At 50.0% G+C, this 18,835-nt stretch carries 18 protein-coding genes and 1 tRNA gene; 6 read left to right on the forward strand and 13 right to left on the reverse strand.

Annotation, left to right across the window (positions count from 1 at the left end; all coding sequences use genetic code 11):
• Nucleotides 1-86 precede the first annotated feature (86 nt).
• The 8 genes from WN56_RS01910 to WN56_RS01945 form a co-directional block, all read right to left on the reverse strand.
• Nucleotides 87-407, reverse strand: a complete 321-nt coding sequence (locus tag WN56_RS01910; protein WP_046073356.1) for a hypothetical protein — start codon at nt 405-407, stop codon at nt 87-89.
• A 96-nt stretch (nt 408-503) separates the two neighbouring features.
• Nucleotides 504-878, reverse strand: a complete 375-nt coding sequence (locus WN56_RS01915; RefSeq protein WP_046073357.1) for a hypothetical protein — start codon at nt 876-878, stop codon at nt 504-506.
• A 251-nt stretch (nt 879-1,129) separates the two neighbouring features.
• Entirely contained in the window at nt 1,130-1,804 is a 675-nt protein-coding gene (locus WN56_RS01920) for a hypothetical protein (protein WP_046073358.1), read from the reverse strand.
• A 24-nt stretch (nt 1,805-1,828) separates the two neighbouring features.
• The gene (locus WN56_RS01925) at nt 1,829-2,194 is read right to left on the reverse strand and encodes a hypothetical protein (RefSeq protein WP_046073359.1); all 366 of its coding nucleotides are present in this window, start codon (nt 2,192-2,194) and stop codon (nt 1,829-1,831) included.
• A 222-nt stretch (nt 2,195-2,416) separates the two neighbouring features.
• Nucleotides 2,417-2,827 carry a GNAT family N-acetyltransferase gene (locus tag WN56_RS01930; RefSeq protein ID WP_046073360.1) on the reverse strand — a complete coding sequence of 137 codons (411 nt, stop codon included), beginning with the start codon at nt 2,825-2,827 and terminating at the stop codon, nt 2,417-2,419.
• Nucleotides 2,828-2,927: 100 nt separating this feature from the next.
• On the reverse strand, nt 2,928-3,626 hold the full coding sequence (locus tag WN56_RS01935) for a hypothetical protein (RefSeq protein WP_052707994.1): 699 nt from the start codon (nt 3,624-3,626) through the stop codon (nt 2,928-2,930).
• A 471-nt stretch (nt 3,627-4,097) separates the two neighbouring features.
• Nucleotides 4,098-4,188: transfer RNA gene (locus WN56_RS01940), tRNA-Ser, on the reverse strand.
• A gap of 167 nt (nt 4,189-4,355) precedes the next feature.
• A complete protein-coding gene (locus WN56_RS01945; protein ID WP_046073361.1) occupies nt 4,356-5,564 on the reverse strand; it encodes a NupC/NupG family nucleoside CNT transporter in 1,209 nt (402 codons plus the stop codon).
• A 580-nt stretch (nt 5,565-6,144) separates the two neighbouring features.
• Between WN56_RS01945 and WN56_RS01950 the strand changes: the two genes are divergently transcribed.
• The 3 genes from WN56_RS01950 to WN56_RS01960 all read left to right on the forward strand — a co-directional run bounded on the left by WN56_RS01950 (nt 6,145) and on the right by WN56_RS01960 (nt 8,854).
• Nucleotides 6,145-7,422 (forward strand): NRAMP family divalent metal transporter, encoded by a 1,278-nt coding sequence (locus WN56_RS01950; RefSeq protein WP_046073362.1) that lies wholly within the window; start codon nt 6,145-6,147, stop codon nt 7,420-7,422.
• 207 nt (nt 7,423-7,629) lie between these two features.
• A complete protein-coding gene (locus WN56_RS01955; RefSeq protein ID WP_046073363.1) occupies nt 7,630-8,298 on the forward strand; it encodes a Bax inhibitor-1/YccA family protein in 669 nt (222 codons plus the stop codon).
• Between the two features lie 226 nt (nt 8,299-8,524).
• Nucleotides 8,525-8,854: a TusE/DsrC/DsvC family sulfur relay protein gene (locus WN56_RS01960; protein WP_025672953.1), complete on the forward strand. Its 330-nt coding sequence runs from the start codon at nt 8,525-8,527 to the stop codon at nt 8,852-8,854.
• Between the two features lie 127 nt (nt 8,855-8,981).
• Here WN56_RS01960 and yccX read toward each other — a convergent pair whose 3' ends face one another.
• Entirely contained in the window at nt 8,982-9,254 is a 273-nt protein-coding gene (gene yccX, locus WN56_RS01965; RefSeq protein ID WP_046073364.1) for an acylphosphatase, read from the reverse strand.
• Nucleotides 9,255-9,335: 81 nt separating this feature from the next.
• Between yccX and WN56_RS01970 the strand changes: the two genes are divergently transcribed.
• The 3 genes from WN56_RS01970 to WN56_RS01980 all read left to right on the forward strand — a co-directional run bounded on the left by WN56_RS01970 (nt 9,336) and on the right by WN56_RS01980 (nt 13,146).
• The gene (locus WN56_RS01970; RefSeq protein ID WP_046073365.1) at nt 9,336-10,709 is read left to right on the forward strand and encodes a methyl-accepting chemotaxis protein; all 1,374 of its coding nucleotides are present in this window, start codon (nt 9,336-9,338) and stop codon (nt 10,707-10,709) included.
• A 138-nt stretch (nt 10,710-10,847) separates the two neighbouring features.
• Nucleotides 10,848-12,035: a class I SAM-dependent methyltransferase gene (locus tag WN56_RS01975; RefSeq protein WP_046073366.1), complete on the forward strand. Its 1,188-nt coding sequence runs from the start codon at nt 10,848-10,850 to the stop codon at nt 12,033-12,035.
• Between the two features lie 130 nt (nt 12,036-12,165).
• Entirely contained in the window at nt 12,166-13,146 is a 981-nt protein-coding gene (locus WN56_RS01980) for a diguanylate cyclase (RefSeq protein WP_046073367.1), read from the forward strand.
• Nucleotides 13,147-13,227: 81 nt separating this feature from the next.
• On the opposite strand, the gene WN56_RS01985 is transcribed toward WN56_RS01980, so the two are convergent.
• The 4 genes from WN56_RS01985 to prpB form a co-directional block, all read right to left on the reverse strand.
• On the reverse strand, nt 13,228-15,111 hold the full coding sequence (locus WN56_RS01985) for a propionyl-CoA synthetase (protein WP_046073368.1): 1,884 nt from the start codon (nt 15,109-15,111) through the stop codon (nt 13,228-13,230).
• Nucleotides 15,112-15,177: 66 nt separating this feature from the next.
• Nucleotides 15,178-16,629, reverse strand: a complete 1,452-nt coding sequence (locus WN56_RS01990) for a bifunctional 2-methylcitrate dehydratase/aconitate hydratase (RefSeq protein ID WP_046073369.1) — start codon at nt 16,627-16,629, stop codon at nt 15,178-15,180.
• Nucleotides 16,630-16,672: 43 nt separating this feature from the next.
• Complete coding sequence (gene prpC, locus WN56_RS01995; protein ID WP_046073370.1) at nt 16,673-17,824, reverse strand: 2-methylcitrate synthase; 1,152 nt, start codon at nt 17,822-17,824, stop codon at nt 16,673-16,675.
• A gap of 116 nt (nt 17,825-17,940) precedes the next feature.
• Nucleotides 17,941-18,810 (reverse strand): methylisocitrate lyase, encoded by an 870-nt coding sequence (prpB, locus tag WN56_RS02000; RefSeq protein ID WP_046073371.1) that lies wholly within the window; start codon nt 18,808-18,810, stop codon nt 17,941-17,943.
• Nucleotides 18,811-18,835: the final 25 nt, after the last annotated feature.

An 18,835-nucleotide genomic window follows, 5' to 3' on the forward strand; every position in this document is an offset into this window, starting at 1 on the left:
GTAAGTTGAGAAAACGCTCACTGCCTAAACAGTTAAACACTCGTCAAATAGAGCGGTACAACTCCAGTTAGCGCCCATTTAAATTACTAGATCTTTCTCCAATCACTTTTATTTTTTGCTTTTCTGGCAAAACTCGAGCCCCGGCTTATTCTGTCTGGATCTAAAGCCTCTATTTCAGCGAGATAATTTTCTTCAACCTCCTCTCTTTCAGCATCGGTCAGCAATGGCAGATCCTCTCGACAAAAACGACATATAATAGCTTCTATTTGTACTTTTTCGGCGCAGACTGGACACGACCGTAATTTTTTCACCTTTCGCTGCTCTACTTCAACCAAAGCTCGCTTTGAGTTATTTGCAGTCGATGCAACAACACAAATTAATATAATTATTAAAATCACCCAAAACATCTTATCACTCCCTTTTAATTAACTACTTTTAACCTTATTCCAATAGTGGTTTTTCGATTCCATCACGCACCAAAACCAGAATCTACTAACTTCGTTTTATCCTGATACCTCAGTCGCTTTTTCCATTTTTAATGCCATAGCGAGGCTGATAACTGAAATGACGATCAAACACAAAAGCCCCCATGCTACACTTGATCCGGCTTGTAACAAAAATAATATGGAAATTGCAGATGAAATTGATGACGAAATAATTGAAAACTGTCTATTTGAGATGCTTGAACTATACGCATATGCTGCAGAGCTCAGGAGTAATAAGTAAGCAATCCCTCCAACATGATGGCCTGCTTGGTACATCTCCATCCCCAAAAACTTCCCGCCCATAAAATTACTCATATTGACATATACCCAAGGCATGAACCAAAAAATAACTCCTGCCACTCCCAATAAGACTCCTTTGGTTCTTCTATTCATTAAACATCTCCTTTTATTATGGTTGAAAAAATAACGAATGACATGGATTCCCCTCTTGAGGATCTAACAGCCTTGAGTGTGGCGTTAATATTCGCCAAGCACCACTTTGTATCCACTTGTTTCTAGGCTGCGCTCGCGCTGAAAAAAATGCCAGACACAGCGTCTACCTAGGCGCATTCGAGCTATTTACTTAATAAAGCAACGGGCTTGTTCAACACCCAAATAAAGTGTCGGCTGCGCGACACTTATTCTTATTTGTTATATTTTTTACTTTGAATTGATAACTGCTGCTGTGGTACATATACAATCCGATCTAATTTGGGATCGTAGCCCGCACAATTTCGCACACCACAATACAAAAACACCAACTCATTCTCATAGTTCCCAGCTTTGAAGGTTGTTTCGGGTTCATTTTGGACTGACTGAATTATTAAGTTTGCTCTTTTGACCCCTTCACTCTCATGTATAAGAAGTAGAGCTACAAACCCTAGTGTCGCCATGAAAAGGCCAACTGCGGAATTAAAGTGAAGTTGATAACGAACTTCTAGTTTCGTTGGTTTCTTTGTGGGAATTCTACACAGTTTCTTAAGTCTAACTATTTTACGTGCAGTTTTATACCCCTTGCGTACGTTGTAGCTAATTGAGACTCTCCATGTGGTATAAATTGTCACTAAGATGAAAACTACTAAAGCAAACCATATAAAGCTGTTTAAGCTTTGTATCAAGCCTGAATAAATGATCTGATGAAAATTTCGATCAAGAAGGTCGCTATCTAAGCCCAACGTATGGAAGTAGCCATGGGTAAACGCTGTACTTACGCAATACAAATAAGCTGTGAGCAGGGCTGCTATACCTGCACTATCAACTAATTTCACAGAATCTCCGAAAATATCGCCCAAAGCAGCGCGCCACTTTTTGGCGTCCACTGCCTTTGTTTTTTGGTGGCAGCCTTAGTCACGAAAAAATGACTCTTTGGAGTGAGCATCTGCGGAAGCTTGCCCTTCACAGCTTTCACAGTATTTTCCGTCATCTTGATAGTACTCTACTAGATCATCGTCATCTAAGATATTGGGGCACTCTCTTGGAACTTCTACAAACTCGTGGTTATAACCTGAGCATTGAACGTTCTCAATTAAATGACGGATAGAATTATCAAAATGGTACTTTTGATTACTGGATAGCTTATCGTATCCATTACCGATAGCGTATTTGGCAATACCAACAATCGTATTCTCATCAGCGCCATTATCTCGCGCAGATGACTCTAAGATTTCTACTTGGTTGTCGACTATTTCTTTCAAGGCATTTAAGTTCATAAAATTTCCTTTTTATGATGTAGTTCAGAAAAACCACTAACGAATGACATGGATTCCCCCTCTTGAAGATCTGCCACACTTAGGTGCGGCCTTTAATTACGGGGGTAACCATGTCTACTCAATTTTTTGGCGTTGATCTCGCCAAACACTACTTTTCTCTTTATGCAGTGAGTAACTACAAAGCATTCGCCAAAATTCAACGATTGACGACATATTCGTTCTTTATGTGTGCGGTTTAAACTTTTTTGTCATACCTTCGCTGGATGGAGAGACTAGCTTGTAACCTAACTTCTTATAAAATACAGGCTCATCTGCAATCATTGATACGTACGAACCATCTAAAGCAACTGATGATAAATAGCTGTCTATATACTCCATAATTTTCCGGCCAAGCCCTCGACCTTGATAAGCTGGATCAACTGCGACGTCCACTACCTCAAAATTACATGCACCATCGCCAACGACACGCCCCATTGCGATGAGATCATCGCCATTTCTTATCGAAATGCCATATAAGCTATTTGGTAAAGCAATTGTGGCCGCTTTAAGAGATTTTGGAGAGAGACCGGCTTTTACACGCATGTCACAGAATTCTTTTGGGCTAGGTAATTTTTCTTCGAATTTTATTGTCATCATTATGCTCCTATTGATTAACCTGAAGCATACACATTACCACGGTAAAATAAACAGCTTTACGACCACTCTGTTAAGCACGTATAACGAATGGTTAGCCTTATAGTACAACAATTCTTGCACCAGACTCTCTAAGTGATTTTATACCTACGCATGGAGGTATAGAAAGAATGCCGAACCTGTATTTCACTTGCCCTTGGTACCTATCACCAAGAGGCAATGAACCAATGAGCTTAATTACATATCTGGATTTTTTACTGTAACCAAGCCCATTTGACTCCAGCGATGAATCAGAGCTTAGGGTGACCAGCAGAATGTTTGTAAAAACACCAGAGCCACCGCCGTTACTCCAAGTTTTAACAATATGAACCCCGCTAAAGGATCTACCGATATACTGGTAAGAAACCCACCCCTCTTCTACAGTGGATGTAACAAGAGGATAGCCATCTGTTTCTTCAACTTTAATATCACCATGATATCGATTTGATCGATTCGATTCAGATACATTGATAGATACGATTTGATCGCCAGTGTCACTAAGCCAACCAGATAAATCATCCAATATTTGGGGTTTGATAAATTCCGGATTGATAAAAGAATATTTGGCCGAATCTAGGTCTCGAATAAGCTGGTTCTTTGGAGTTAGCGTAAATACGTTTTTACCTATGACGCCATGAATGTCATCTCGAAAGAAACCTGCAATAGTAAGCAGAAGTACGACTACAGGCTCTGGACTTTGATCTATAAGAAGCCAAACAATGCAGCCTATGAATGCCAAATAATTAATTATTCTGTACAAGACGTGAGATTCCTTAAGAGGCTAAGATTGTATTAGTGCGCGTGCTCGATTTTTCAAAACCGTTATACGCATCTTTTATCGCCTAAGTTACTGTTATTAAGTTATTTTTCAACAATTAAAGCAATCATCTCGCCTGCGAAAGCGTGCATACCGCCTATCACGGTTCAGGCGTTCACATTACCCCGAAACGATACCAACTAACCCACAATGCGTTACCACGCAGGAGCGTGGGAACGAGGTGGCCAGGCACCGTAGAGCCAATAGATTCACATTACCCCCACGCTACCGCCCTCTGGTTGGCGGCGTCCAAAAGGCCATGCATGGGCGAAAATTTTAGGGGGGCTAGATTATCAAACGCAGGGCAGTGTGTTTAGGCAAAGGCGTCTAAAATGTTGGCGCGGTCAGGGTTTGGGAGTGTGTGGGGGGATAAACGCAAAAAAGCCGCTGACTGGGCAGCGGCTTTTCGGTATGTGGCGGAGAGATAGGGATTTGAACCCTAGAAGGGCTATTAACCCTTGCCGGTTTTCAAGACCGGTGCTTTCAACCACTCAGCCATCTCTCCGGAACGCGGCGTATATTATTGGGTTCGCTTTGGCTTGTAAACCCTTTATTTACCGCTTTTTGCCTGTTCGCTCAAGCCGTGATCAGGTTGGCGATATTGCTAGCAAAAGGCGATTAGCTTGCCGCCAATCGCCCTGCTTTTAACTGAGACACGTTACCGCGCAGTACTTATAGCGCGATAAAAATACCCGCCAGTGCCGCACTCATTAGGTTGGCAAAGGTGGCGGCAATCACTGCGCGCACGCCTAAGCTTGCCACATCTTTGCGGCGTTCGGGCACCATGGCACCAATCGAGCCAAGTTGAATGGCAATCGAGCCGATATTAGCAAAGCCACACAAGGCAAAAGTCACAATCACCTGGCTTTGCACAGAAAGGTTCGCTTTGATATCGGCAAACGATAAAAAGGCGACAAACTCATTGAGTGCGATTTTCTGGCCTAACAGGTTGCCGACGGCAAACACTTCATGCACCGGCACCCCAGTAAGCAATGCCAAGGGTGAGAATAAATAGCCGAACAGGCTTTCTAAGCTCAAGCCGTCTAGTTCAAGCAGCTCGCCAATGCTTCCTAGCCCGGCGTTTAGCATCGCAATCACACTGATAAAGGCCACCAGCATGGTACCGACGGCGACCGCGACTTTCATGCCATTCATCGCGCCGCTGGCGAGGGCGTCAATCGCATTGGCTTGATCGCTATCGCTGATTTCTACCTGGCTTTGCTCGGCGGGTGTTTCGGTCTCAGGGACAATGATTTTGGCCATCAATAATCCACCGGGCGCGGCCATAAAGCTCGCGGCAATCAGGTATTTTAAATCCACGCCCATCGCGGCATATCCGCCAAGCACACTGCCGGCCACCGAGGCCATGCCGCCGACCATTACGGCGAAGAGTTCAGAGCGGGTCATTTTGCTAAGAAAAGGGCGAACTACCAAAGGAGATTCGCCCTGAGAAAGAAAGATGTTGCTGGTCGCGACCAAGGATTCTGCGCGGCTGGTGCCGAGTAATCGCTGTATGCCACCGCCGAGGAGTTTTATAACCCACTGCATAATGCCGAGATGATAAAGGAGAGAAATCAGCGCACTGATAAAAATGATTAACGGCAGTACTTTAACAGCGAAAATAAACCCATCGTTCGCCAGTGGCCCAAACACAAATTCGATGCCTTCGTTAGCAAATGAGAGCAGCTTCGCCGCGCCATTGCTCATTGCCCCTAGCATGGCTTGACCAAAAGGAATATAGAGTACCAGGGCAGCAAACCCAGCTTGCAGGCCAAACGCGCCTAGCACTGTTCGCCAGTTAATCGCTTTGCGGTTGGTGGAAAATGCGCACGCGCACAGAAACAGAGCGACCAGACCTGCCGCACTATAGAGAAGTTGCATAAATAGATTACCTTGCCGTTGTGTTGCACTTGCGGTACGGATGAGTACGACACGCTGCCAGGATGGCAAGAGGTTCCATCATGCGTTACATCGTACCGCGGGTTCGGTGAAGGTGGGCCCGACCTTGGACGCTTTTTCTTCAGCCGCGAATCGCGACACAGTCACTCTTTGGCTATCACTGTGCAAAGAGCACATGTTGGGCGAGCATTCTATTGTGATTAAACTCTCATTTCCAGAAGAATTTGACGCTCGATCACACTTATTCAGTGATTGTTAGCCGTTGCAAACGGCCGTTTTGGCTGTGTCTTGTCTCTCAGACAATGGTCGGATGTTTATCCCTCTCTTTTTGTGTCACCTTGGTGGTGTCTATCATTCACACCCAGCATCACGCCTACGTTTAACAAATTTGGCAAGATTGGTTGACACGTTTGGCTCATATGATATTCATGGGTGGCTATTGACAAAATTATTGAAGGCAAGGCGTTAAAAATAAGCCTCAATGGAAAAAACAAAAGCAATAGCGCTAAAAAACATAAAACAAAGCAAACACAACAACGCAACCATAATAAAGGAAACACACATGCAAACCGTCTCTTCGCATCAGGCAGGATCTAGCTTGTCGATGATGCAACGTCTACGCGCATTGGGGCCAGGTATAATGATGGCCGCGGCAGCTGTAGGCGGCTCTCACCTTGTTGCTTCAACCAAAGCCGGAGCCATTTATGGCTGGCAGCTTGCGGCATTGATCCTGCTCGTTAACTTGTTTAAATACCCCTTTTTTCGTGCAGGCGTACAATACACCGCAGGAACCGGTGAAACCTTGGTCGAGGGCTATGCACGTTTAGGTCGCCCTTACTTGTGGCTGTTTGTCGCTTTAAGTGCGGTCTCTGGCGTGATTAACACCGCGGCCTTGACCTTATTTAGTGCCAGCTTGCTCAGCTATTTTGTGCCGTTTGATCTCTCACTGACGGTGCTCTCGAGCATTATTGTGGCCACCTGCTTAGTCATCTTGATTGCGGGGCATTACAAAGCGCTGGATACCTTATCGAAAGTGATCATGGCGACGCTCACCTGTGCCACCTTGGTGGCGGTGACGGTTGCCGTGGGGAACCCTGTTGCGGTTGAACCCAACTTCAATGCGCCCTCGATTTGGTCTGTCGCCGCTATCGGCTTTATCGTGGTGACCATGGGGTGGATGCCTGCCCCGATTGAAATATCTAGCATCACCTCGGTGTGGCTCAAGCGTAAAGCGCAATCTGAGCCGATCAACGCCAAAGCGGCGCTGTTTGATTTTAACGTTGGCTACATTGGTACCGCGCTGTTGGCGATTGTGTTCTTATCACTCGGTGCCTTGCTTCTGCACGGCAGCGGGGTTGAACTAAAGCAATCAGGTATTGGCTTTTCGCATCAGTTAGTGGGCCTGTATGCCGCCACCATTGGTGAATGGTCCCGCTATTTGATTGCGGTGGTCGCCTTTTTCTGTATTTTCGGCAGCACCATTACTGTGATCGACGGGTATGCGCGAGTGGTGTCTGAATCGCAACGCTTGTTGCGTGAACAAACAGAAGCCGAAGCGCACTCGGGTATCGCACAAGGCTGGATGGTGCTTATCTCGGTGCTGGCACTGGCGATTGTGGCATTTTGGACCGGCGCACTGCTGACCATGCTTGATTTCGCGATGGTGGCGGCATTTGTCACCACGCCCTTTTTCGCATTGCTCAACTATATTTTGGTGACCAAGCACCGCTTACCGCCTGAAGTGACCATGAGCAAAGCGATGCGTGCATTGGCAGTCACCGGCTTGGTGTATTTGTTCGGCTTTTTGGCCGTTTTCGTCTGGTGGAAGTGGTTGATGTAACAAAGTTTACCTTGTTCGCGCTTAAAGGGCTGGGTTAACATCCTTTTACAACTTCAGCAACGGTGTTGGGCGTGGATAAGGTATTATTGACTTTATAAAAGCCAGTCGTGGTTTAGGTTAAGGACGTGGGCGGCTTGAAAAAGTGAACGACTGCCCACATAACTGTCGTATATAGAAATGGATTGTTAACCCAACCGGGAGAACGTTATGAACGATCGTATCGTTTCGCACAGCCAGTCACAGCAGAGTGCGTTATCTACAAACAAAGTGCTACGTAATACGTATGCACTGCTATCGATGACACTGATCACCAGTGCTATCGCAGCCTTTATCGCTATCGCTGTCGGCATCGGCCCAATGATGTCGCTAGGTATGACCCTAGGTGCGTTGGCGATCGTGTTCTTTGTGCTACCTCGCACCATGAACTCCTCCGCCGGTATTGTATGGACCTTTGTGTTCACCGGCTTACTGGGTGCCTCACTCGGTCCAACCTTGACCTACTACCTGAGCCTGTCTAGCGGCCCAGGGATTGTGATGCAGGCGCTCGCCACCACAGGTATGGTGTTCCTAGGCCTGTCGGCATATGCCATTACCTCTAAGAAAGACTTCTCTTTCATGGGTGGTTTCTTGGTCGCCGGTGTGATTGCCCTTCTGGTGGCAATGGTCGCGAACATCTTCTTGCAGATCCCAGCGCTGAGCTTGGCAATCAGCACCATCGCGGTACTGATTTTCTCAGCTTTTATTCTGTATGACACCAGCAACATCATTAATGGCGGCGAGACCAACTACATCCGCGCCACCGTGTCGCTGTACTTGAACATCTTCAACATCTTCGTTCACATGCTAAGCATTCTTGGCTTTATGAACGACGACTAACCCCAAGGTTTAGTCAGTCACAAACACAAAGAGCCGGCACGCGCCGGCTTTTTTTATGGCTACCCTTTTATGCCTAAAAGCGGGTGATTAGATAGCGCACCCACTCAGTGCGGCGCGCCACATCCGCACGGTGAACGCCAGTTGCACTCGCCTTCCCTGCTCGCTATGCTTTGCAGCCTTAATCAAAGCGATAACGTCCGGTCAGATGACGAACAAAGGTAAGACTATGCTGGTGTATGAAGGTGAAACCATTGCGACGGATGCGCAAGGGTATTTAAAAAATGTGGACGATTGGCACGAAGCCTTGGTGCCGCTGCTTGCCGAACAAGAAAACATTGCGCTGACCGAAGCCCATTGGGAAGTGATTCACTTCGTCCGCCATTTCTATCAAGAGTACAACACCTCACCGGCGGTGCGTTTGTTGGTTAAGTCGATGGAAAAAGAATACGGCCCAGAAAAAGGCAACAGCAAGTACTTGTTCAAGCTATTCCCAAAAGGCCCAGCCAAACAGGCCACCAAGCTGGCAGGCTTACCCAAGCCCGCTAAATGCCTCTAGTCACCGAGGCAGACAAGTACCGAAGCTGACAAGTCCCGAGGCCGACAGATCATGCGCCACCACACCATGGCGGCGCATATAACGATTGGCACTGGGTTCTCTGTTACTAAGGCCTGTTATTAAGGCGCTATAAGATGGCGAACCCATCAACGGCACGCCATTCCGCCTCTTCTTTATCAACCTGGTCGACGCCCGCCGTCGGTGGCCCTTTATCTAACCAGGCCATTAACGAGTCCACTGACTCTTCGCGTCCACAAGCCAATACCTCAACGCGACCATCCGGCAGGTTCTTCGCGTATCCGGTTAATGAGAGCTTTAACGCCTCATGGGCGGTGTGATAACGAAAGCCAACCCCCTGAACGTGACCTGTGACATAGGCTTTGACACATTTTTGAGACATCTGTCACCTCTGCTGTATTCCCATTGCAAAACGACACCTGTATAACGCTACATGAGACAAGTCGTTTGACAGGATGGCGTCATGAAAGAAGTTGCGTTTCGATGGATTGATAAATACTTTATCCACCTTCGGCTACAAGAAAAATTTTACCTTATCTTTTTCCTCCCCTTGCTCGCAATGGTTGTGATTGCGCTTACCTTGGATGCCGCCTCGGATACCCGTGTGGCACACAAGATGGAAGCGGAAGGCCAAGCCATTCAAGCCATGGTTGAAAAATACGACCTCCCGAAAGGCGAGGTACAAACCCTGCTCAATAACCAGCAAACCGGTTTTACCTTTAATGGCAATGAGCTTGTCTATCAACTTGACGGCTCACTGTTTAGCCATATGAGCGCCACCGACTGGAGCCTGCTCCTTGGTATGGTGCTGGTGATTGCGGTACTGATTTACTACATCATGACCTTTATTGGCGGTGCGATGTACACCATGAACCAAGCTTTATTAAAGCTAGCAGATGGTGAACTGAGTTACCGAATGAACTTTATTCCTGTTCGTGATGAGTTTAGCCAAATTGCCGTTACTATCGATAAAGTGCTCGAGCGCGAGCAAAACCTGGTGAAAGCCATTCAGCAAAGCGCGGAGATGATGGATGGTCTGTCCTCCAGTCTGCAGCAGCGTAGCGATGAAAGTGAAGCCTTGGGTGAGAGTCAGCGTCAGTATCTTGATTCGCTGGCCAGTGCCACCGAAGAAATGGCAGGCTCGATTCGCGAAGTGGCCAGCCATGCCACGGACACCTCAACCCAAACGCAAGAGGCCACCGAAGCGGCGAACCAGGGGCGTCAGCAAGTTCAACAAACCATGAACGCGATTAACGGCCTTGCCAGCGAAATTGCCCAAGCGGCAGATAAAGTTAGCGAGCTGAGCAAAAACGCTGAGCAAATTGGCAGCGTGGTAACCACCATCAATGGCATCAGTGAACAAACCAACTTGTTGGCTCTTAACGCCGCAATCGAAGCGGCACGTGCCGGTGAGCAAGGCCGCGGCTTTGCGGTCGTCGCGGATGAGGTGCGTACCTTGGCGAGCCGTACCCAAGAGTCCACGGTTGATATTCAGTCGATGATTGAATCACTGCAAACGCATACCGCGGATCTGCGCCGCGTGATGGAAGGCACGGTTGAAAATGCCTCCGCCAGCGAGGCGGCGGTGCAAGAAATTGATACCGAAATCAGCCAAATCGCTGAGCGCAGTGGCACCATTGCTGATCGCAGTACCGAAATTGCCGCCGCTGCTGAGCAGCAAGGCAATGTCGCAGGTACGATTTCGCAAGATGTCGAACAAGTACGTAGCCAATCGACGCAGGTAGCACAAATGCTGCGTGATTCCGCCACTGAAGTGAGCGAGTTGGGTGCCCAAGCGCATCAGTTAAAAACCTTGGTGGCAGGGCTTCGCACCTAACTCCTTGGCCTAGCTCTCTCACACTTGTTATCACGCGCCCTTCTCTGGGCGCGTTTTTATTGCAATGTTACTCACCTTGCTCGACAATACCCGCCCTTTTTTGCTTTGCCTATCCATCATTAATCGTTAGGACACCCCATGACTGTCACTGTGTATCTTGCCAAAGGCCGCGATAAATCGATCAAACGCCGCCACCCTTGGATCTTCTCACGCGGTATTGCCCGTATTGAAGGGAAGCCCAGCTTAGGTGACACTGTCACGGTTTGTGATCATCAAGGTGAGTTTCTAGGCCTTGGTGCCTTTTCGCCGCAGTCACAAATCCGGGTACGCATGTGGTGCTTTGAGAAAACCGCCATCAACAGTGACTTTTTCCTTGCCCGTATTCGTGCGGCAAAATCGCTACGTACCATGCTCGCTAAACGTGATGGACTCACCGGTTATCGTCTCTTGGCCGCTGAGTCAGACGGTGTGCCCGGTATTACCGTGGATAAGTACGATAACTACTTGGTGTGCCAATTGCTCAGCGCTGGCGCGGAAGCTCAGCGTGATAACCTGGTCACCGCCCTGCGTACCGAGTTCCCAAATTGTCATATCTACGAGCGCTCGGATGTGGCAATTCGTAAAAAAGAAGGCCTCAAGCCTCGCGTGGGAGTGTTACACGGTGAGGAGCCGCCTGCCTCCGTCATCATCGAAGAAAATGGCGTGGCGATTGAGGTTGATATTACCAACGGCCATAAAACCGGTTTTTACCTCGATCAACGGGATAGCCGCGAACAAGCGGTGAAATACATGGATGGCAAGCGCGTCCTGAACTGCTTTTGTTACACTGGCGGTTTTGGCTTGTATGCGCAAAAAGGCAATGCTAAACACGTCACTAATGTCGATGTGTCACAGCCTGCGCTCGACAAAGCGAAAGCCAATGCGGCGCGAAACGGCTTTGATCTCACCCGCGCGGAATTTGTCAATGCCGATGTGTTCAAGCTGCTGCGCACCTACCGTGAGCAAGGCGAACGCTTTGACGTGATTGTGATGGACCCACCTAAGTTTGCCGAGTCGAAGTCACAACTTAATGGCGCGTGCCGCGGTTATAAAGACATTAATATGCTGGCGATGCAGCTGCTTAATCCAGGCGGTGTACTGCTCAGCTATTCGTGCTCGGGTTTGATGGATGCGGGTCTGTTCCAAAAGATCCTCGCGGACGCGGCGTTAGATGCCGGTAAGAACGTGCAGTTTATCGAACGCTTTGCGCAAGCGGCGGATCATCCCACTCACAGTGCCTACCCAGAAGGGTTCTATCTGAAAGGTTTTGCTTGCCTGGTGCAATAAGCCGCAAGCAGTATCGCACTTTTGTGTCAGTAGGCGACCTATGTCGTCTTCTGACCTAGACACTTCTGTCTAGCGCCTCTACTGTATTTAGAGAGTCAGCATTTAGAGAGCTAGCAACAGGAGTGTATGAATGCTCAGTCCCATTAAGCCACAAGATGAAGAGCAACGTTTAAAAAGACTGCAAGAAACGGGTCTGCTCGATAGCGAAGACGAAGAGCGCTTTGACCGAATCACCCGGCTCGCTAAGCGATTGTTCGATGTCCCGATCGCCCTCGTTAGCTTAATCGACAACGATCGTCAGTGGTTTAAATCCTGCTTTGGCCTGACTGTGCGCGAAACTTCCCGCGATATTTCTTTTTGCGGCCATGCCATTTTGGGTAGTCAACCGTTTGTGGTTCAAGACGCCAGTGCCGATCCACGTTTTGCCGATAACCCTTTGGTGACAGGTGACCCGCATATCCGCTTTTATGCCGGGCACCCGCTTTCTCTTAGTGATGGCACCAATATCGGCACACTCTGTGTTATTGATACCCAGCCAAGACGTTTTAGCCAAGAAGATGTGCGCTTTTTAAAAGATCTGGCGCTACTCGCGGAGAGTGAGTTGTCCTCGGCACATACCGCTTACACTGACGACATTACAGGCATTTCTAATCGACGCGGTTTTATGCAACTGGCAAGCCGAGCGGTACAGCATTGCCAGTCAATTAATGCTCCCTATTCATTAGCTTTTTTGGACTTAAATAACTTTAAAGCGATTAATGATACCTACGGCCATGCTGAAGGGGATATCGCGTTATCTCACTTAGCCAACTTGCTGCGCGCCAATATGCGCGAATCGGATGTGTTCGCCCGCTTTGGTGGGGACGAGTTTGTGGTGTTTCTCTATGGTGCGGGTCGTCAAGAAGCGGAGAATGCCCTCGAGCGTTTTGCTGGAGTGGTTGAACGATTTAATCAAATCAACCGGCACACGTATCCCCTCTCATTTAGCCAAGGCATTGCGACCAGCTCAGCCACCTCGCACCGCGGTTTAGATGACTTGTTGGATGAAGCGGATACCAAGATGTATCAACAAAAAATGCGTCAAAAAGCCCACAACGGTGATGAGCCCTAAGCAGTGTAGACGTGTAAACGAATAAAAAACGTGGCACACAAAGGTGCCACGTGTTGTCGATAGTACTCACAGCCTTTGTATCTAGTGTGAAAGCGCCGAGGCGATGGTCTCCAAACTACTCGGATCATCAATCGTCGAGGGAACGTGATAAGCCTCGCCATCCGCCATTTGGCGAATAATGCGACGTAATATTTTCCCTGACCGTGTTTTGGGCAACTTATCGACGATAACCGCTTTTTTAAAGCAAGCGATCGCGCCAATTTGATCCCGCACACGCTGAACTAACTCCTGTTCTATCTCGCCACTCACAGAGACAAAACCATCTTTCAGTACCACCAAGCCGAGCGGCAATTGGCCTTTGAGCTCATCGTGCATGCCCACCACCGCACATTCGGCGACCGCTTCATGGCTGCCTAGCACTTCTTCCATTTCTCCGGTCGATAAGCGGTGACCCGCGACGTTAATCACATCGTCAATCCGTCCCATCACAAACACATAGCCATCTTCGTCCATGTAGCCCCCATCACCAGAGACATAGTACCCGGGGAACTGGCTGAGATAGCCGGCTTCAAAGCGATCATGGTTGCGCCACACCGTGGGCAGGCAGCTGGGCGGCAGAGGACGCTTCACGGCAATATATCCTTGCTGGTTTGGCGCCGCAGGGTCGCCCATTTCATCGAGAATACACACCTGATACCCCGGGCTTGGCATGGTTGCTGAGCCGGGCTTGGTCGCAAAGCAGGTTAACCCTAATGGATTGCCTGCAATCGCCCAGCCGGTTTCAGTTTGCCACCAGTGATCCACCACGGGTCGCTGGGTCTTTTCTTCTACCCATTCCAATGTCGGTGGGTCAAGCCGCTCGCCGGCCATAAACACCGTGCGTAACGATGTCATCGGATAACGCGCCAGGTGCTCACCGTTTGGATCTTGCTTTTTAATCGCCCGAAAGGCGGTAGGCGCCGAGAACAAGATGCTGACGTTATACTCATCACACACGCGCCAAAAGGCGCCCGCATCCGGTGTGCCGACGGGTTTGCCTTCAAACATCACCGTGGTGCAGCCGTGTAGCAAGGGGGCATAGACAATATACGAGTGCCCCACTACCCAGCCGACATCCGAAGCGGCCCAAAACACTTCACCGGGTTTGACGTTGTAAATCGCGCTCATGCTGTACTTCATCGCTACCGCATGGCCGCCATTGTCACGCACTACGCCTTTGGGTTTGCCCGTGGTGCCGGAGGTATAAAGGATATACAAAGGATCCGTAGCATTAACGGGCACCGGCGGCGCAGGGGTGGCTTCCGCTAACAGCGCCGCCCAATCAGCATCACGCGGATTGTCTAAATTAGCGCGACACATGGCACGCTGATAGACCACCACATGGTCGGGTTTGTAGCGACTGTCCATGATGGCTTGATCGACCATCGGCTTATAAGCCAAGGTTTTCGCGCCCTCGATGCCGCATGAGGCGGTGAGCACCACTTTGGGCTCCGCGTCTTCAATCCGTACCGCCAGCTCATTCGGGGCAAAGCCACCAAAGACTACCGAGTGAATCGCCCCAAGCCGTGCGCAAGCGAGCATCGCCACGGTCGCTTCTGGGATCATGGGCATATAAATCACCACGCGATCCCCCTTTTCAACCCCTAGCCCTGCCAGCATGCCCGCAACTTTCGCCACGTAGTCACGCAGCGCCGCATAGGTGTAGGTGGTTTTTTTGTCGGTGACCGGGGAGTCGTAAATAAGTGCAGTTTGTTCGCCTCGACCTTGCTCGACATGAGCATCAAGCGCCATATACGCGGTGTTCATAGTGCCATCGGCAAACCAGCGCTCAATGCCATTGTCATCTTTGCTAAGAATGGTTTGTGGAAAGGTAAACCAATCAAGCTGTTTGGCCTGCGCCTGCCAAAACCCCTCGGGATCGCGGCTAGCCCAATCCGCATGGTGTTGATAACTGGCTTCTTGCATAAGCGGCTCCTTATCGCCCGCCATGAGCGAGCGATGAGTTAGCAAGCAACGTGTTTAATAACGTGCTTAGTTAATCACAAACAGCGACATAAACGCGTGCACCGGGGTTTTCTCCAGCGCGGCCTGGTCGCTACACAAGGCAGCGATTTTTTCGCTCTGTGCTTGCGGGAACCGGGTCGCTAAGTTAGTGCGGAATTTTTGCTCCAGCACAGGGATCCCTTCTTCGCGACGACGGCGGTGACCAATTGGGTATTCCACCGCGACTTGTTCAGTACTGCTGCCATCGGTAAAGAAGATTTGGATCGCATTAGCAATCGAGCGCTTGTCGGCTTCAAGGTATTCCGCGCTGTAGCGTGGGTCTTCTTTGATCACCATTTTTTGCCGTAGCGCATCAATACGCGGGTCGGCGTGATGGAAGGCGTCTTCGTAGTGCTCGGCCACTAGATTGCCGTATAGCAGCGGCACTGCCACCATGTATTGCAGGCAGTGGTCACGGTCAGCCGGGTTAGCCAACTCCCCTTCTTTAGAAATGATGCGAATGGCCGATTCATGGGTGGTGATTTCAATACGTTCAATCTCATCCACGCGGTCTTTCACCTGTGAATGCAGGGTCACCGCCGCTTCCACCGCTGTTTGGGCATGAAACTCTGCTGGGAAGGAAATCTTAAACAACACGTTTTCCATCACGTAGCTGGCAAAATCTTGTTTGACACTAAAGGGATTACCGTTAAACAGCACATCGTAATAGCCCCACTTGGGTGCGCTGAGTACCGACGGCAAACCCATTTCACCTTTCATGGTGATCATCGCCAACCGCACCGCGCGGGAGGTGGCATCGCCCGCCGCCCACGATTTGCGTGAACCAGCGTTCGGCGCATGGCGATAAGTGCGCAGCGCACAGCCATCTACCCAAGCTTGTGAGACGGCATCAATGATCTGCTCCCGATTACCGCCCAGCATTTTAGTGACCACAGCCGTTGATGCCACGCGCACCAATAAAACGTGATCGAGCCCGACGCGGTTAAAGCTATTCTCAAGGGCGAGCACGCCTTGGATCTCATGCGCTTTGATCATCGCGGTCAACACATCGCGCATAGTGAGTGGTGGTTTGCCTTCGGCCACGGCCACACGACTTAAGTAATCGGCGGTGGCCAAAATTCCACCTAAGTTATCGGACGGATGGCCCCACTCGGCGGCGAGCCAAGTATCGTTAAAATCGAGCCAGCGAATAGTACAGCCGATGTTAAACGCGGCAGTGACCGGATCAAGCTCGTGAGAGGTGCCCGGCACACGCGCGCCATGGCGCACAGTCGTCCCCGGCACCAGTGGACCCAGGTGTTTGGTACATTCAGGGAAACGTAGCGCCAGTAAGCCACAGCCAAGGGTATCCATCAAACAGTTACGGGCGGTGTTGTAGGCTTCTGCCGAGGCAATCGGCGTGCTATCGACATAATCAGCAATTTGCACCAATAAGGCATCGGGGTCGGGGCGCTGGTTCAATTCTACGTTGTTGCTCATGATCAATTCCTTCTGTGATTTCAATCGGGTGAATACGCGCTGATTAGGGGCGCTGATCGATAGGTAGCCAATCTTGGTGCTCAGGGCCGTCGTAATCGGCACTGGGGCGAATAATGCGGTTATTAGCGCGCTGCTCAAACACATGCGCCGCCCAGCCCGTCACTCGGCTCATAACAAAAATCGGGGTAAACAATTTGGTCGGGATCCCCATAAAGTGATAAGCCGATGCGTGATAAAAATCGGCATTGGGGAACAAGCCTTTTTCGCGCTTCATCACCTGCTCAACCCGCTCAGACACGTCATAAAGCCAAGCGTCCGGTGCGTTTTCGGCAAGCTGTTTCGACCAGTGCTTAATAAGCGCATTGCGGGGGTCTGATTCACGGTAAATCGCATGGCCAAAGCCCATCACTTTGTCTTTGTTGGCGAGCATTTGCATTAGCCCGGCTTCGGCTTCGTCAGGCGACCGCCACTGCTCGAGCATCGCCATCGCCGCTTCATTGGCACCGCCATGCAATGGGCCGCGCAAGCTGCCGATGGCGGCGGTAATACAAGAGTGCAAATCGGACAAAGTGGATGCGCACACACGGGCAGTAAAGGTCGAGGCATTGAACTCATGCTCGGCATACAGCACCAGCGAGCAATGCATCACGGATTCATGCAGTGGCGACGGGGTTTCATCAGTGAGCATTTTGAGGAAGTAACCGCCAATGCTTTTCACCTCCGGCTGATAGGTATCGACTCGCACACCATCATGTGAATAGCGGTACCAATAGCAGATAATGGCCGGCAACATCGCCAACAGGGTATCGGTTTTATCCGCTTGCTCACTAAAGTCGGTTTCTTGATCCAAATTACCCAGCATCGAGCAGCCGGTACGCATCACATCCATGGGGTGCGCATTGGCAGGAATTCGCTCCAGCACCGCTTTTAAGGCGTCAGGTAACCCCCGCTTACCGAACAAGGTTTCTGTGTAGTCAGCCAGCGCTTGGCGATTGGGGAGTTGGCCTTTGAGTAGCAGGTAAGCGACTTCCTCAAATTGGGCGTGATTGGCTAAATCGGTAATGTCGTAACCGCGATAGGTTAATCCAGTACCGGTTTGTCCCACCGTACACAAGGCGGTGGTGCCGGCACTTTGGCCACGAAGGCCTGCGCCGGAGATGGCTTTGTCTTTGGGTGCGACGGCGACATTTGTCATGATTGGCTCCTTTCCTTTGATGCCATCAGATTCAACCGCTGCATGAATCCGTGAACGTGGCGATAATTCCAGTGTGGCTTAACCGACGTTTTCACACCGAGGGTGTGCGTCCGTGATCACTCTTTTCCAAATAAGCGATCCAATTGTTGTTCGTAGGCGTGATACCCCAAGAAGTCATAGAGCGCATCACGGGTTTGCATGGTGTCGACCACGTTTTTCTGGTGGCCATCATCCAGCAAGTGTTGATACACATTGAGGGCGGCTTGGTTCATGGCACGAAACGCAGAGAGCGGATACAGCACCATGCTGACCCCCACACCCGCCAGCTCTTGGCTGGTAAACAGTGGGGTTTGACCAAACTCGGTGATATTCGCCAGCACCGGCACCTTTACTTGCTCGACAAAGGCTTGGTACTGCTCGAGTGTTTGCATGGCTTCGGGGAAAATCATGTCCGCCCCTGCTTCTACGTAAGCTCTGGCGCGGGCGACAGCACTGTCCATACCTTCCACCGCCAAGGCGTCGGTGCGCGCCATGATCACAAACTCAGGATCGGTGCGCGCATCCACCGCGGCTTTAATGCGGTCGACCATTTCAGCTTGGCTGACAATTTCTTTGTTAGGGCGATGACCGCAGCGCTTTTGCGCCACTTGATCTTCCATATGTACCGCGCCTGCACCGGCCCGCTCCATTTCGCGAATGGTGCGAGCAATATTGAGCGCGCCGCCAAAGCCGGTATCAATATCCACCAGTAAGGGCACGTCGGTTGCTGCCGTGATCCGGCGGACATCTTCCAACACATCGTTAAGAGTCGTGATCCCCAAATCCGGTAAGCCATAAGAGGCATTGGCAATTCCACCTCCAGAGAGGTAAATGGCTTGATGCCCCACTCGCTCTGCCATCATGGCGCAATAGGGGTTGATTGTGCCGACGACTTGCAGCGGAATATTGTTGCGCACCGCTTGGCGAAAACGTGCACCTGCACTCATAGCATTCTCCTTGTGAACTCATGGC

The organism is Salinivibrio sp. KP-1 (assembly GCF_000968645.1).
GTDB classification, from domain to species: Bacteria; Pseudomonadota; Gammaproteobacteria; order Enterobacterales; family Vibrionaceae; genus Salinivibrio; species Salinivibrio siamensis.